Raw genomic sequence first — 14817 nt, 5'->3', positions numbered from 1 at the left:
AGGTATTCAGGTGCCACCCAAGGTGAGGACCCGCCGTGAGCCGCAGGAACGGGCGGTACGCACCCGCGCGGTCATCCTGCGAGCCGCCGCAGAAGTGTTCGACGAGTTCGGCTTCAGCGGTGCGTCCATCAGCAAGATCATGAAACGCGCCGGGGTCACCCAGGGCGCGATGTACTTCCACTTCGGCTCCAAGGAGGAGCTCGCCCACGCCGTGATGATCGGGCAGGGCGAGGGCCTCCAACTGCCGGACGGAGAGGACGGCCTGCAGCGGCTCATCGACATCACGCTCCACCTGGCGCGTCAGCTGCAGACCAACCCCGTGCTCCGCGGCGGCGTCCGACTCGCCGTCGAGCAGGGCGAGTTCGGCATGCGTGACGACCAGCCCTACCAGCAGTGGGTCGACGTCTTCCGCGAGCAGCTGACGGCGGCCCGCGGCCGTGGCGAGCTCAACCAGGCGGTCGACGAGGACGAGTTGGCCGTCGTGCTGGTCGGCGCCTTCTCCGGCACCCAGCTGTTCTCGCAGATCACCACCGGACGGTCCGATCTGCCCGAGCTGATCTGCACGTTGTGGCGGTACCTGCTGCCGGCCGCCGCCTCGGACCAGGCGCGCGGTTCGTTCCGGATCGTGCCGGACGCGCCCGGCACGGTCTCCCGCAGCGACGCCACGGCACGGTGAGGGCGACCGTACTCGGTGCCACCGGCTTCGTCGGTGGCACCGTCGTCGGCGAACTGCTGCGCCGGGGCGTCGAGGTGAGGGTGGCCGGTCGACGCCCCCCGGACGAGCCGCATCCGGGCGGCGTCGAGTACGTGTACGCGGACCTACGGGATCCGGGCTCGCTGCACGGGGTCTGCGAGGGCAGCGACGTGCTGCTCCAACTGGCCTCGTACATCGGCCCCGACGAGGAGATGTGCCGGGCCGTCAACGAGCGCGGGACGAACGCCGCCGTCGCGGAGGCGCAGCGGGCCGGGACCGGGCACGTGGTGCTCCTCTCGACCGCGGCCGTCCACGGCGCCGGCCCGCACAGCGGGACGGCAGTGCTCGGGACCGGGACGCGGCCCGTGTCGGCCGCCAGCCGCACCCGGCTGGCAGGGGAACGGGCGGTGCTGGCCGCGGGCGGCACCGTGCTCCGGCCGGGGCTGATCCTCGGCGAGGGCGACCGCTGGGTCCTGCCGGCGCTCGAGGAGTTGCAGCGTCGGATCCCGGCCCGCTGGGACTCGGGGCGGGCCCTGCTGTCGGCGGTCGGCGTGCGCGACCTGGCCCGGCTGGTCGCGGGCGTGGCCGGTCACGGTGCGGGCCTGGGCATACGGCACGCGAGCCACCCCGCACCCGTCTCGATCGGCGAACTCCTCGACGCGCTCGCCCGGCACGAGCTGCTGCCCGCGACCGGCGAGCCGTGGCCGCTCGACCGCTGCCTGATACAACTCAGGTCCACCAATGGCTGGGTGAGTGAGCGTCAGTTCCGGCTCTTCGCCGAGGACCACTGGTACGCCGACGACGGGACCTGGGACACCGTCGGCGTGCCGCCCGGGGCGGGCCCGCTGTCCGGGCTCGACGAGGCGGCTCCCTGGTACCGCGCCCAGCTGACCGGACGGACGGGCGCGGAGTGACAGACCAGCAGTGGACATGCCAAGATGCACGCGTTCTGACGCCTTAAGTGCCAAATTCGTCGGGACGTTGTGGCAGGTCGGAACCCTGCCGACGGATCCCGGTTAGATTCCCCTGCACCTGATGCCACGCGTCGCACCCAACGCGCCGCAGGCGGACGGTGCATTCGAGGCGTCCCGGCGGAGCCGCTCGGGCGCCCGCTGCGGGATCGCAAACTTCATACCGGGAGTGAACATTGGGGCGACAGGAGAGAGCCGAACGGACCCGTCAGACCCTGGTGGTCGCCGCCGCCGTCGAGTTCGACCGGCACGGCTTCAGTGGCACGTCACTGTCCCAGGTCAGCAAGGCCGCCGAGGTGACGATGGGAGCGCTGTCCTTTCACTTCCCGTCGAAGAACGCCCTGGCGGCGGAGGTGTGTGCCCAAGGCGCCGCTGCCACCCGTGCGGTGCTGGACCGGGTGGTGGCCGCGCCACGTCCGGGCCTGCTGGCCGTGGTCGACCTGACGCTGGCGCTGGTGCACCTGCTGGAGCAGGATGTCCGCGCCCGGGCCTGCGCCCGGCTGGCGCGCGACCTGGCGCCGGAGCTGCCGAGCTGGAACTCGCTGTGGTGCGAGGACCTGCGCGAGCTGCTCGGCCGGGCCCGCCTCGACCGACCGGCCGCAGCCGTGGAGGGTCTGAGGACCCTCGTGCGGTATCTGATGGCCGGGGCCGAGGCGTCGATCCGGGCCCGCGCGGCGGGCGATGGCGCGGCTGACGGTGGCGTGGCAGGCGATGGCAGGGCGGGCAGTGGCGTGGCGGACGAGCTGGAGGGCGTCTGGGAGCTGCTCGACCGGGGCCTGGACCTCGGTCCGCTCCGTGCCGAGGCGAAGCTCGGCCGCACCCGATGACGTACCGATGACCGACGAACGCCGACGAACACCGACGAGAGGACGACTCCGAACCATGAACGGTGTACCCATGCGGGTCTCCCTGCTGCAGATCGAGGTGACGGAGCAGGAGGCCGTGCCGGACCGGCGTGAGCGCGTCGCGGAACTGGTGCGGCGCCAGGGCGGCTCGGACCTGGTCGTGCTGCCCGAGCTCTGGCACGTCGGCGCCTTCCGCTTCGACGCCTTCGCCGACCTGGCCGAGCCGCTGGACGGGCCGACCGCCAGCGCGATGAGCGAGGCCGCGCGCGACGCCGGGGTCTGGCTGCACGGCGGTTCGATCGTGGAGCGCGCCGCCGACGGCTCGCTGTACAACACCTCGTTGCTCTTCTCGCCGGACGGCGGGCGGCACGGCACCTACCGCAAGATCCACCGCTTCGGCTTCGACCAGGGCGAGGCGGCGTTGATGTCGCGCGGCGAGCAGGTCGTCGCCACGCGCCTGCCCGGTCTGGAGCTGACGGCCGGTCTGGCCACCTGCTACGACCTGCGGTTCCCCGAGCAGTTCCGGCAACTGGTGGACGCCGGAGCCGAGTTGCTCGTCGTACCGGCCGGGTGGCCGGCGCGGCGCCGGACCCACTGGTCGCTGCTGGCCCGCGCCCGCGCGGTCGAGTCGCAGGCCTACGTGCTGGCGTGCAACACGGCGGGTACGCACGCCGGGGTCGAACAGGCGGGGTTCAGTGTGGTGGTCGATCCGTGGGGCGAGGTGGTCGCCGAGGCGGGGGCGGGCGAGGAGGTGCTCGTCGCCGACATCGACCCGCGGTCCGTGGCCGCGATCCGGGCGGAGTTCCCGGCCCTGCGCGACCGGCTCCTCGGCCTGCCACAGCCGGTGTGACGGGCAGCGGGCGACGTGCTGCCCACGCCAGGTCCAAGGTCCTGTCCGACCGGGCCGAGGTCCCCCGACGCCGGTCAACGGCGCGGGGGGCCTTCGTCGTTGAGGCACTGTCCGGGATCCGGCAAGTTCTTCCGAGCAACCCCCTTGTGTCCGCCGACAGGGTGTGTAAAGCTTCTCGGCGAGCCCGTATGTCTTCTTCCAGGTGCTCATCTCCAGCCGCGCCCCGTGCGCGGCTTTTTGTTTTCCCGCTTCGTTTTCCCTCTTCCGCCCCGAGCGCGCGATCGGCGCGCGGGTCGGCCGTCTACTCGTATGTCCTCTCGCACGGCAAGGAGTTGTGATCGTGGCGGAGTCAGTCCAGCACGACGAGCAGTACTGCACCTCGACCCGCTGCAGCCGGATCGAAGGCACCGGCCAAGCCGGCCCCGCCTCGCACCGCCGCCGCGCGGCTCCCGGATCCCGGCTGTGCGGCTCCTGCCGTGCCGCACTGCTGCGGGACCTCGCGGCGCTGCCCGAACTCCACGCCGAGAGTGAGGAGTTCCTGCACACGGGGTCGACCGATTCGGTCGCCCAGCGGATCACCGGCAGCCGGGAACAGCGCATGCCGGTGAGCTCGGGCGCCCTGGAGGCGCGGCACGACGCCGTCGCACGGCTGTCGTCCTGGACCCAGGCGCTGCTCGACGAGGTGCCGTCCGCCAGGGCGCCGCGCCGCGCCGTCGCCGACATGGCGGCTTTCCTGGCCCAGCACGCCGACCGGCTCGCGGCCCATGCCGCCGCCGGGTCCGCCGTCGACGAGATCGCCGCGACCGTGGCGGCGCTGCGCGCGCTGAGCGCCCCGCAGCAGACCGGTCTCGTCCGGCTCGGCCAGTGCTCCGAGCCCGGGTGCACGGCGCCCGTCTCCATGCCGAGCCGGGGCGGCGAGGCAGTGGTGCTGCGCGGTCCCATGTGCGCGGCGGGACATGTGCTCACCCCGCTGCAGTGGCTCGTCCAGGGGCAGTCGGGCACGGGCCGGACCCGGCGGGTGTCCACGGAGCTGGCGGCGCTCGCGCTCGGCGTGCAGGAGGGGACGATCCGCATGTGGGCCCGGCGCGGCAAGCTCACCCGCTACGGCACCCGGCAGAGCGCGCTGTACGACCTGGAGGAGCTCACCGCGCTGGCCCGGGACCGCGAGGCCGCCGTCGCGGGGTAGCGGACGGCAGGACAACACGACAGACCTCCCCGTCGGGGGGGGGGGGGGGGGGGGCGGCCCCCCCCCCCCCCCCCCCCCGGGGGGGGGGGGGGCGCCCCCCCCCCCCCCCCCCCCCCCCGACCCCGTTTCCGGGGACAGCCCTGCCCTCGGAAAGGCGTTTTAACAGCATTTTTCATGATGAGGAGTCACGTCCATGGACGCACACGACGCACGCCGTTGGCAGGACACCTGGCACGCCCGCCGAGCGGCCTTCCTCGACGAGTGCCGCCAGGCCCGCGAGGATTTGCTGCTCGAACTGAAGGACCCGCAGACCACGCAGCGCAGGGTCCTCGCGGACATCGTCCAGCTCTGCGCCGGCTCCCTGCACTGGAAGGAGCGGGGCTACGACACGGTGGCCGCCGACCTCGACTCCTTCCGCGCGGTGCTGCCGGTGATGCGGTACAACGACTTCGCCGCCGAGATCGACCGGGAGACCCGGACCAAGGGCGGCGTGCTCTCGTGCAGCCCGGTGCTGCGCTGGCTCAAGACCAGCGGCACGACCGGCGTACCCAAGCAGGTGCCGTACACCCTGCACTGGCTGCTCACGTACCGGGTGCCGGCGATCAAGGCGATGTGGGGCACCTACCTGGAGCACCACCCCGAGCTCCTCGCCCACCCGTACGCGACGCTGGACACCCAGACCACCCGCGAGGACGTGTACGACTTCGTGCACGGGGTGCAGCACCAGGCGATCAGCAACCGGCACCCGCAGATCAACACCCTGGACTGGAACCCGCCGTGGTACGAGTCGCCGTGGCTGGGCCCCGACGCGCCCGCCGGGCACGCCGCCCGGATGTACCACCGGGCCCGTCATCTCGTCGGCAAGGACCTGCACTTCATCTCCGCGATCAACCCGAGCACGCTGGTGTCGATGCGGGACCTGATCGCCGAGCACGGCCCGGCGCTGGTACGCGACCTGCGCGAGGGCACGCTGGAGGGCGTGCCGTACACCGAGCCGGACGAGCAGGCGGCGCGGCATCTCGAATCGGTCCTCGCACAGGGCGAGTTCAGCCTCAAGGACGTCTGGCCCTCGCTGACGCTGTACAGCTGCTGGCTGTCGTCCTCGGCCCAGCTGTACAAGGCCAAGCTGGAGGCGGTGCTGCCCGGCGTGGCCAAGATGCCGTTCATGAGCTGCGGCACGGAGGGTGTCACCACCATTCCGGTCGACGACTCGCTGGACAGCCAACCGCTCGCCGTGGGACAGGCGTTCTTCGAGTTCGTGCCCGCCGAGGTACCGCTCGGCGACCTGATCGAGCGGGGTGAACCGGTCGACACCCTGCTGATCGACCAGGTCGAGGTCGGCCGCGACTACCACCTCATCATGACCCAGGGGAACGGCCTCTACCGGCTGTGGACCGGTGACGTCTACCGCATCGACCGGATCGTCGACGGCACCCCCTGGCTGCACTTCGTGCACCGCGACGGCGTCTACCACTCCTTCACCGGCGAGAAGATCACCGAGTCCCAGGTGACCGACGCCATCCAGCAGGGCATGGCGGCCGGCGGCCTGGACACCGGGCTGTACCTCTGCGGTCCCCAGTGGGGCGACCTGCCGCGCTACATCGTGGTCAGCGAGGCTCCGCAGCCCTGCGCCGAGCTGGACCGGCGGCTGTCGACGGCGGTGGACGAGGCGCTCAAGGTGATCAACATCGAGTACGCCTCCAAGCGCGACAGCGGCCGGCTCGGCGGTCTGGAGGTGATCACCGTCGAGCGCGACGCGATCTCGGCGCACATCGAGGCGCGCCGTCAGCAGGGCAACGCCACCCAGTACAAGTACAAGCCCTTCCAGAAGGACATCGACTTCGTCGCCGAACTCGTCGGCCGCTGAGCACTGTTCGAAACCTCACCCCACCTCCCGAAAGGAAACACCCCGTCATGATCGAGACCAAGAGGCCGCCGCAGAACACCCGCCGCGAGATCACCGACGTCCCCTCGGACGCCGGCAGCCTGGCCCTGCACGTGTGGCGACCGCAGAGCGGGCGCACCAAGGGCGCCGTCTTCTACTTCCACGGGCTGCAGAGCCACGCCGGGTGGGCCTGGGAGGTGGGCCCGCGCTTCGCGGACAACGACGTGGCCTTCTACGTCCTGGACCGGCGCGGCAGCGGGATCAGCCCGGGCGACCGCCAGGACCTCCCGGACGCCGAGACCCTACTGCAGGACTACATACGCGCGGTGGCACAGGTGCGCGCGGAGATCGGCGAGGGCGTTCCGCTCTCGCTGTTCGGCCACTGCCTGGGCGGCTCCTTCCTGGCCGCGCTGCTGCAGCACCCGGATTTCGACACCCGCTACGACGCCGCCGTCTTCTGCTCGGCCTGGCTGGGCAAGCTGCACGCCACCCTGGACGAGGACGGGCTGCGCGCGCTGGCCGCAGAACGCGGCACCCAGCCCTGGGACGCCGACCTGAAGTCCTCCGACTTCACCGACGACCCCAAGTACCGCCACTTCATCGACCACGACGACCTGGCCGTCCGCACGCTCACCCGGCGCTCCCGGGCGACGCTGCTGGAGCTGGAGCGCCGCTATCGCCGACCGTCCCGGACGCTTCCGGAGGTGCCGTTCACCTTCGTCTCCGGCATGACGGACCCCATCATCGACCTGGACAGCGCACACCAGGCCTTCGACGCGCTGGTGTCCGGACGCGGCACGATCACCAAGCTGCCGACGGACAAGCACTACCTCTTCTACACCGGCGTCGCCGACCAGCTGGTCGACTGGATGTCGGCCCACACCCTGCTGCAGGGGCTGGTCCGCGATGCCTGAGGCGGTGGCTGAGGCGACGCCCGAGGCGATACCCGAGTTGATACCTGACACGACGTCGGATGCGGTGTCCGAGGCGGTGCTGTACTGGGTCAGGCTGCCGATGGCGACCCCGTTCGACCACCCCGCCGCCCGGCGCCGTACGTCCGACAGCCTGGTGCTGCGGATCGGCGTCGACGGGGTGTACGGCGTCGGGGAGTGCGCTCCGCGGCCCTACGTCACCGGGGAGACGAGCGACGGCGTCGTGGCGGCGCTGTCGCAGGTGCCGATGGGCGCGCTGCTGGCCCGGATCGCCCGGACGCACCCGGCCGACCTGCTGCGACAGCTGCGCGCGGAGGGGTTCGCCGGGACCTTCGGGATCGACGGGGGCAACAACCTGGTGTGCCTGCTGGAAACCGCCGTCCTCGACCTGCTGGGACACCGACTGGGTCTGACCGCCCGGCAGTTGATCGGCGTCGAGCGGGAGAAGGGTGGTCAGGACAGCGAGCGGCTGGCCGTCTCGCAGGTGCTCGATCTGAGCATCGGTGTCGAGGAGTTCCTCGCGTCCCGGGGGCCGTTCCACTTCGTGAAGATCAAGGCGTCCGACGACATCGACCGCGACGCCCGCACCGTACGCGCCATCCGGGACCACGTCGGTGACGGCGTCCCCGTCATGGTCGACGCCAACATGAGCTGGACGCCCGCGAACGCGGCGAGCAGGGCCCGTCGGCTGGGCGAGTGCGGTGCGACCCTCATCGAGGAGCCGCTGCCGAAGCGGGACTGGGCGAGCCTGCGCGCCCTGCGCCGGGAGTCGGGCCTCGGCATCATGCTCGACGAGTCGGTCTGCACCCTGGACGACGCCCGCGACGCGGTGGCGGCCGAGGCCTGCGACGCGCTCAATGTGCGGATCGCCAAGAACGGCGGCCTGTTGCGCGCCGCCCGGCTCGTCGACTTCGCCCGCGCGCACGGGCTCGGCTTCCAGATCGGGGTCCAGGTCGCCGAGGTCGGCCCGTTGATCAACGCGGGCCGGGCGCTGGCCTTCGGCAACCGCGACGCCATGACCGTCGAAGCGGGGCAGTCGGACCGGTTCTTCCCCGACATGATCGTCGCGCCCCCGCCGGCGGTGGACCGGCGCACCAACACCATCGCCCCGGCCGCGGGCCCCGGTCTCGCCATGTCCCTCAACAAGGACGCCGACCGCTGGGCCGTCCTGCGGTTCACCGGCAGCCGGACCGGCTGGCAGGACGCGACCCCGGCCGCCCGCTGACCCCGTCCGCCCTGATCGGTCCGCCCTGATCGGTCCGCCCTGATCGGCCAGTTCTGACCGCCCCTGCTCAACTCCCGTACATACAAGCTTCCCTGGAGATCCCATGACCCCCTTCTTCGAGTGCGTCCACCGCGGTGAGCACCACTTCGGCTTCGGGATGCCCGGCCCCGGCGACCCGCTGCACCTGTATCCACTCAAGGACGCGGACCTGCACGCCGCCGTGACCGCGGCGGCCGGTGACGGCGCCGCACTCGCGGCGGCGCTCACCGCGGGCAAGGACCCCGTCGTCGTGCCGGCCGAGGAACGCGCCCAGGTGACGATGCGTCCCCCGCTGCTGCCCGCCTCGGTGGGCGACGCGATGGTCAGCGGTTTCATGCAGACCCACAACGTCAAGGTCGACGCCACCACGCAGGCCCAGCCGAACTGGTTCCTCAAGGGACTCGGCGACGTGCTGAAGGTGTCCGGCGACGAACTCTCGGTACCGGCAGGCGCGGTGACCGTCACCGAGGAGGCCGAGGTCGTCCTCGTGTACGTCACCGACGAGGCGGGCGACGTCCGGTACGTGGGGTACACGTTCGGCAACGACCTCACCGACATCGGCCGGTTCCGGCAGCACAACGGGCACCTGTCGTACGCCAAGCTCTGTGACGCGGCAGTGGCACCGTGGCTCTTCCTGGGTCCGCCGCCCGCCTCGGTGACCGGCGAGGTGACGATCGAGCGGGAGGGGCGCGAGGCCTGGCGGGCCGACTTCACCACCGGCACCGACGCCATGCACTACCGGATCGCGGACATCCTCCCCGTGCTCTTCGCGCACCGGGCGCTGCGGTACCCGGGCCGGGTGCACTACGTGTACCTCGGGGCCGACCGCAGCAGCTTCCACGGCGGCTTCCGGATCGCGGACGGCGACCGCGTCACGCTCGACTTCTCCGAGCACGGCGTCGTCGTGTCGAACACGGTCGACTGGCCCCGGGCCGCGGCGGCGGGCCCGGTCGACCGGTGACCGCAGCCCGGCCGGTGCGCAGGCTCGGCTCCATCGAGGCGGAGCAGGCCTGGGCGCACCTCCTCGCGGAGGGAGCCGGCCAGGTCACCACCCGGGTCACGGTCCAGGCGGCGTTCGGCGCCCAGTACCTGGACCAGGTGGTGGCCCGATGGGCGCAGCGGTTCCCCGCGCTGTCGCTGCGCATCGGCGAGGAGGGCGACGACCTGTGGTTCCGGCACAGCGGCGACGAGGCGCCGGGCCGGGCGGGGCAGGAGGAACTCGGCCAGGAGGAACTCGGGCAGGAGGAACTCGGACCCGAGCGGACGCCGGAGCAGTTGCTGGCCGAGGAGATCGGGATCGTCCTGCCGCCGTCCGGGCCGCTGTGGCGGCTGCGGATCGTCCATGCCCGGCGCGAGTGCGTGACCCACTTCTACCTCACCTGTCATCCCGCGATCAGTGACGTCCACACGGTCGGCCGACTCATGCGCGTCCTGCTCGACCTGTTGTTCGGGGAGGAGGACGGGCGCCAGGGGCCGCATCGCTTCACCGAGCAACTCGTGCCGGACCAGGACGAGTTGACCTACCGGGCGTGGCCCGTGGCGGCCGTGGCGGCTGGTCCGGTCATGCCGTGGCCCTTCGCCGCGGGGGCCATGCCGTCGGAGAGCGCGGAGAGGGCGGAGAGGCCAGCGGCCCGGGGCGAGACGCTCGGGGACGGGCTGTGGCAGCTGTCCCTGTCGCCCCGTCAGCACGCCGGACTCAAGAGCTGGTGCCGGGCCAGGCAGATCACGGTGGACCAGCTCTTCGTGGCCCTGGCGGCCACCGGGTCGGCCCGCGCGGCCGGCGACGAGCGGGTCGAGGTGCTCACCGCCCGGTCGCTGCGGCGGCGCTACGCCGAGAGCACCCGGCTCTCCGGCATCGGCTGCTGTACGGCCGCCCTGCACACGCAGTTGTGTACCGGCGACGGCTCGCCGACCGACCTCGCCCGCACCTACGCCGCTTCCGTCACGGCTGCCGACGCCGCCTGGCGGCCCGAGCAGCTCCCGCACACCCTCATCCGTGCGGCAGTCGCCGACCGGACAGGCCGAACCGGAGTGCGGTTCGCCTCCGAGGGGAGCACGGACACCGTCCTGGGCGGCCATGCCCGGCGGGTGACGGAGTTCCTGAGCGCGGTGCGACCGGGTCCAAGGGGGGCAGCATCCCTCCAACTTTCGGTATTTCAAGGCAAGTTGAGAGTGCTCGCCAGTGGGGCAGGCGCAGTGGAGCTGGCCGCGACACTGCCGTACACGTTGGCCAACTCGCCGAACTTGTGTTCACCTCTCCGCTCGGGCTAAGAAAAATAACGATCGTTCTCTATTGTTTTGCCATCGGGTCCTACAGGGCCACGCACCACGCACACCCGCGACGAATGGTTGGTGACCGATGGCGCTCCCCAAAGCGTTCTGGCTCCTCTGGTTCGGACAGACGTTCAGCCGCCTCGGAACCCTGGCGCCCGCGTTCCTCATCCTCTACCTGAAGCAGGACAGCATCGTCGACGCGCACACGACGCCGCTGATCGTCGGCCTGTTCGGCGTCGGCATCGTGCTGTCGGGGCTCGTCGGCGGGGCTGTCGCCGACCTGATCGGTGCACGGCGCACCATCGTCGCCGCCCAGCCGCTGACCGCGATCACCGCGCTGGCACTGGGGTTGACGACCAACCTGTACGCGGCCTGCGCCCTGTCCCTGGTCGCCGGCTTCCTGTCCGCGGTGGACCGGCCGGCCGGGGCCGGACTGATCGCCGAACTCGTGCCGCAGGACCAGTTCGCTAAGGCCTACAGCCTCTACATGGTGGGCTTCAACGTGGGCATGACGCTGAGCCCCGTCATCTCCGGTGTCCTGCTGACCTGGTACCCGCCCGCGCTGTTCTGGATCTGGGCGCTGTGCTGCGTCATCTACGCGGCCCTGGTGTGGCGGCTGCCCGCCGATGCGGTGCGGCAGGCCGGCCGGCCACGCGGATCGTCCGCACTGCGCAGCGCTCTGAAGGGCATCGCGGAGCCCTTCCACTCGCCGGTGCTGGTCGCCTTCCTCACCCTGACCTTCCTGCTGGCCTGCATCTACCTCCAGGTCAACTCGGCGCTGCCGCTGGACATGCGGGACGCGGGACTGAGCCCGGGCGGCATCGGATTCGTGCTGGCCGTCAACGCGGTCCTCTCCGTCGCCCTGCTGCCCCTCTCCCCCAGGCTCGTCAAGGGGCTGCCCGACCATGTGCCGCTGATCCTGGCGAGCGCGCTGTGGGCCATCGGCTTCGGTCTCAACGCCTTCGCCCACGGCATGACCGGCTTCATCGTCGCGACCGTGGTGTGGACGCTGGGCGAGGTGGTGTGGGCGCCCATGTCGGCGACGTTCATCGCCAACCGGTCTCCGGCCGGGCGGGCCAGTACCTACCAGGGGTCGTACTTCTTCGCCTGGAACGCCGCCTTCGTGGTGGGCGGCCCGGCGGGGCTGGCCGTAGCGAACTCCTACGGCTACGGCTCCCTGTGGTCCGCCACCTTCCTCCTCGGGGCCGTCGTGGCGCTCGCCTTCTTCTTCATCACCCGCCTCCCGGGCTTCGCGCTCACAGACGACCTGGCGAAGCCGGGCCCGGAGGCCGAACTCACCCTCACGTCCCCGCAGTCCTCCCAGGGAGCAGAGTCATGACCGCACGCACCGCACCCACCCCACGCACCGCACTGCTGATCGGCGCCGCCGGCGGCATCCTCAGCGAAGTGGCCCTCGGCCTCGCCGAGGAAGGGCACACGCTGGTCCTGTTCGACCGCGACGAGGCGGCCCTCGAGGAGCTGGCGGCCCGACTCGCCGAGCACACCAAGGTCGAGACGGTCGTCGGCGACATCACCGACCTCCGCGCCGCCGAGCGGCAGTTGACCGACATCGTCGCCCGGCACGAGATCGGCATCCTGGTCAACGGCGTGGGCGGCGACACCCGCATCATCAACTACGCCGACCTGACCCAGGAGCACTTCGACCAGACCTTCCTGGAGAACGTGCTCAGCACCTGGATCGCCATCAAGGTCGTCGGCCCCGCCATGGCCACCGCCGGATACGGACGCATCGTCAACTTCGCGTCGGCGGGCGGCCGTACGTACAGCCACTTCAACAACGCGGCCTACGTCGGCGCCAAGGGCGCGGTCCTCGCGATGACCAAGCAGATGGGGTACGAGCTCGCCGGCAGCGGGGTCGTCGTCAACGTGGTCGCCCACGGGCCCATCGCCACCGCCCGGGTGGCCGGTGCCTTCGAGCGCCGCGACGCGGAGTCCAAGAAGAGCGTGCTCTCCCGGCTGCCGATGCGCCGCTACGGGACCGTCGCCGAGGCCGCGGGCAGCGTGCTGCACCTCTGCTCCGAGAGCGCGGGCTACTCCACCGGCACCGTGATCGACATCAACGGCGGCCTCTACATGTGAGCCCCGCCCCACTCCCTAAACGTCAAGACCATCAGGAAGGAACCCCCGTGGCGAAGTTCGTAGTGGAGTTCGAGTACAGCGTCGACCGCGAAGGGCGCCAGGAGCTGCATCCGGCGCACGCCGCCAACCTGTACGACCTGGCCGAGCGCGGCGTCCTCCTGCTGGGCGGCCCGCTGGCCGACGTCAACGCCGGTCTGCTGGTCTACGAGGTCGAGGGCCGGGAGCGGCTCGACCAGCTGCTGGCCGAGGAGCCGTACGTGAAGGGCGGCATCGTCGCCCGGACCCGCGTCCGCGAGTGGTCGCCCGGCAAGGGCAGCTGGATCGAGGCGCTCAACCAGCCGACGCAGCACGCCGCCTGAGCGCCCCGCGCCGCCCCATCGATACGACTTGATACGACTTGATACGAGAGAGGGTCACCTCACGTGCACACCGAGCCCGTCGGCCTCGTCTCCCTGAACCATGACCGGCTGCACGCCGGGATCGTCGATCCGGAGATGGACTCGATGCGGATCCTGAGCGAGACCGCGATGAAGTTCCCCGAGGCTCTGTCGTTCTCCTCCGGCGCCCCGCACGACGGCAACCACGACCTGTCGAAGCTGTCGTACTACATCGACCGCTACATCAAGCACCTGGAGGACCAGGGGGTGCCGCAGCAGCGGATCACCCGTCTGATGTTCCAGTACGGCCCCGTCAACGGCTTCATCCAGGACGAGGTCGTCCGGATGCTGAAGCACGACGAGGGGATCGACGTCAGCCCTGAGGCTGTCATGATCACTCACGGCTTCCAGGAGGCCACCCTGGTCGCCCTGCGCGGCCTGTTCACCTCCCCCGACGACGTACTGCTCGCCGTATCCCCGGCGTATGTCGGCATCCGCGGCGCCGCCCGGATGCTGGACATCCCGGTGCGACCGGTTCCCGAGGGCCCGGACGGACTCGACCCGGAGGACGTGGCAGCTGCGGCACGCGCCGTGCGCGCCGCAGGCCGGCGTCCCGTCGCGGTCTATCTGGTCCCGGACTTCTCCAACCCCTCGGGCACGGTGGTGCCCCTGGAGAGCCGCCGCCGGCTCCTCGAGGTGGCCGCCGAGGAGGACCTGATCATCCTGGAGGACAACCCCTACGGGCTGTTCGCTCCGGACGGCGAGAAGATGCCGACCCTCAAGTCGCTCGACGAGCAGCGCCGGGTCGTCTACCTCGGCTCGTTCGCGAAGTCCGCGTTCCCCGGCGCCCGCCTGGGCTACCTGATCGCCGACCAGGAGATCGAGGGAGCCGAGGGAGCCCAGGGAGCGGAGGGGACCGAGGGCACCAAGCGCACGCTCGCCCAGGAACTGTCCAAGGCCAAGGCCATGTTCACGGTCGGCTCCTCGTCGCTGTCCCAGGCGGTGATCGGCGGGATGCTCGTCGACCACGATTACGACCTGACCACGCCCACCCGGGAACTGGCGGCGGTCTACCTGGAGCGTCTCGACGCCACCCTGCAGGCGCTGGCTGAACACTTCCCGCCCGAGCGGTACGCCGAGCACGGCGTGCGCTTCAACACCCCGCACGGCGGCTTCTTCGTCGTGGTCGAGGTCGACTTCGACGCCGACCTCGCCGCCATGGAGCGCTCCGCGCGCGACTACGGCGTCAGCTGGGCGCCCATGAGCATGTTCCACCTCGACGGCGGCGGCCGACGCGCCATCCGACTCGGCGTCAGCAACCTCGAACCGCAGGCCATCCGCACCGGCATCGCCCGCCTGGCCCGCTTCGTCGCCGACACCCCGCGCACCGGGGTCTGAAGGACGGCGACACCCGAAGTCCCAGAGGTCTCGTCCCAGAG

The 14817-nt window shown here is 71.3% G+C and carries 14 protein-coding genes; all 14 read left to right on the top strand.

Annotation, left to right across the window (positions count from 1 at the left end; translation table 11 throughout):
* Positions 1-22: 22 nt before the first annotated feature.
* Positions 23-676, top strand: a complete 654-nt coding sequence (locus ABH928_RS17460; RefSeq protein WP_370067287.1) for a ScbR family autoregulator-binding transcription factor — start codon at positions 23-25, stop codon at positions 674-676.
* Entirely contained in the window at positions 673-1608 is a 936-nt protein-coding gene (locus ABH928_RS17455; RefSeq protein ID WP_370067285.1) for an NAD-dependent epimerase/dehydratase family protein, read from the top strand. The genes ABH928_RS17460 and ABH928_RS17455 overlap by 4 nt, the downstream gene beginning before the upstream one ends.
* Before the next feature lie 233 nt (positions 1609-1841).
* Positions 1842-2492 (top strand): TetR family transcriptional regulator, encoded by a 651-nt coding sequence (locus tag ABH928_RS17450; RefSeq protein WP_370067283.1) that lies wholly within the window; start codon positions 1842-1844, stop codon positions 2490-2492.
* Positions 2493-2562: 70 nt separating this feature from the next.
* Positions 2563-3360, top strand: coding sequence for a carbon-nitrogen family hydrolase (locus tag ABH928_RS17445; RefSeq protein ID WP_370067576.1), 798 nt, complete (start codon positions 2563-2565; stop codon positions 3358-3360).
* Positions 3361-3700: 340 nt separating this feature from the next.
* Positions 3701-4546 carry a hypothetical protein gene (locus tag ABH928_RS17440; protein WP_370067281.1) on the top strand — a complete coding sequence of 282 codons (846 nt, stop codon included), beginning with the start codon at positions 3701-3703 and terminating at the stop codon, positions 4544-4546.
* A 193-nt stretch (positions 4547-4739) separates the two neighbouring features.
* Positions 4740-6413, top strand: a complete 1674-nt coding sequence (locus ABH928_RS17435) for a GH3 auxin-responsive promoter family protein (protein WP_370067279.1) — start codon at positions 4740-4742, stop codon at positions 6411-6413.
* 47 nt (positions 6414-6460) lie between these two features.
* Positions 6461-7345 carry an alpha/beta fold hydrolase gene (locus ABH928_RS17430; protein WP_370067277.1) on the top strand — a complete coding sequence of 295 codons (885 nt, stop codon included), beginning with the start codon at positions 6461-6463 and terminating at the stop codon, positions 7343-7345.
* The gene (locus ABH928_RS17425; RefSeq protein WP_370067275.1) at positions 7338-8588 is read left to right on the top strand and encodes a mandelate racemase/muconate lactonizing enzyme family protein; all 1251 of its coding nucleotides are present in this window, start codon (positions 7338-7340) and stop codon (positions 8586-8588) included. The genes ABH928_RS17430 and ABH928_RS17425 overlap by 8 nt, the downstream gene beginning before the upstream one ends.
* 103 nt (positions 8589-8691) lie before the next feature.
* A complete protein-coding gene (locus tag ABH928_RS17420; protein ID WP_370067273.1) occupies positions 8692-9588 on the top strand; it encodes an FAH family protein in 897 nt (298 codons plus the stop codon).
* The gene (locus ABH928_RS17415; RefSeq protein WP_370067271.1) at positions 9585-10898 is read left to right on the top strand and encodes a hypothetical protein; all 1314 of its coding nucleotides are present in this window, start codon (positions 9585-9587) and stop codon (positions 10896-10898) included. Before ABH928_RS17420 ends, ABH928_RS17415 begins: the two co-directional genes overlap by 4 nt.
* An 88-nt stretch (positions 10899-10986) precedes the next feature.
* The gene (locus ABH928_RS17410; protein WP_370067269.1) at positions 10987-12240 is read left to right on the top strand and encodes an MFS transporter; all 1254 of its coding nucleotides are present in this window, start codon (positions 10987-10989) and stop codon (positions 12238-12240) included.
* On the top strand, positions 12237-13001 hold the full coding sequence (locus ABH928_RS17405; RefSeq protein ID WP_370067267.1) for an SDR family NAD(P)-dependent oxidoreductase: 765 nt from the start codon (positions 12237-12239) through the stop codon (positions 12999-13001). The genes ABH928_RS17410 and ABH928_RS17405 overlap by 4 nt, the downstream gene beginning before the upstream one ends.
* Before the next feature lie 47 nt (positions 13002-13048).
* Positions 13049-13360 (top strand): YciI family protein, encoded by a 312-nt coding sequence (locus ABH928_RS17400; RefSeq protein WP_370067265.1) that lies wholly within the window; start codon positions 13049-13051, stop codon positions 13358-13360.
* Positions 13361-13423: 63 nt separating this feature from the next.
* Positions 13424-14776: a PLP-dependent aminotransferase family protein gene (locus tag ABH928_RS17395; protein WP_370067263.1), complete on the top strand. Its 1353-nt coding sequence runs from the start codon at positions 13424-13426 to the stop codon at positions 14774-14776.
* Positions 14777-14817 lie beyond the last annotated feature (41 nt).

Source organism: Streptacidiphilus sp. MAP5-3, from assembly GCF_041262505.1.
Lineage (GTDB): Bacteria > Actinomycetota > Actinomycetes > Streptomycetales > Streptomycetaceae > Streptacidiphilus.
Note: the sequence above shows the minus strand (reverse complement) of the source record. Positions and strands in the feature narration are given on the sequence as shown.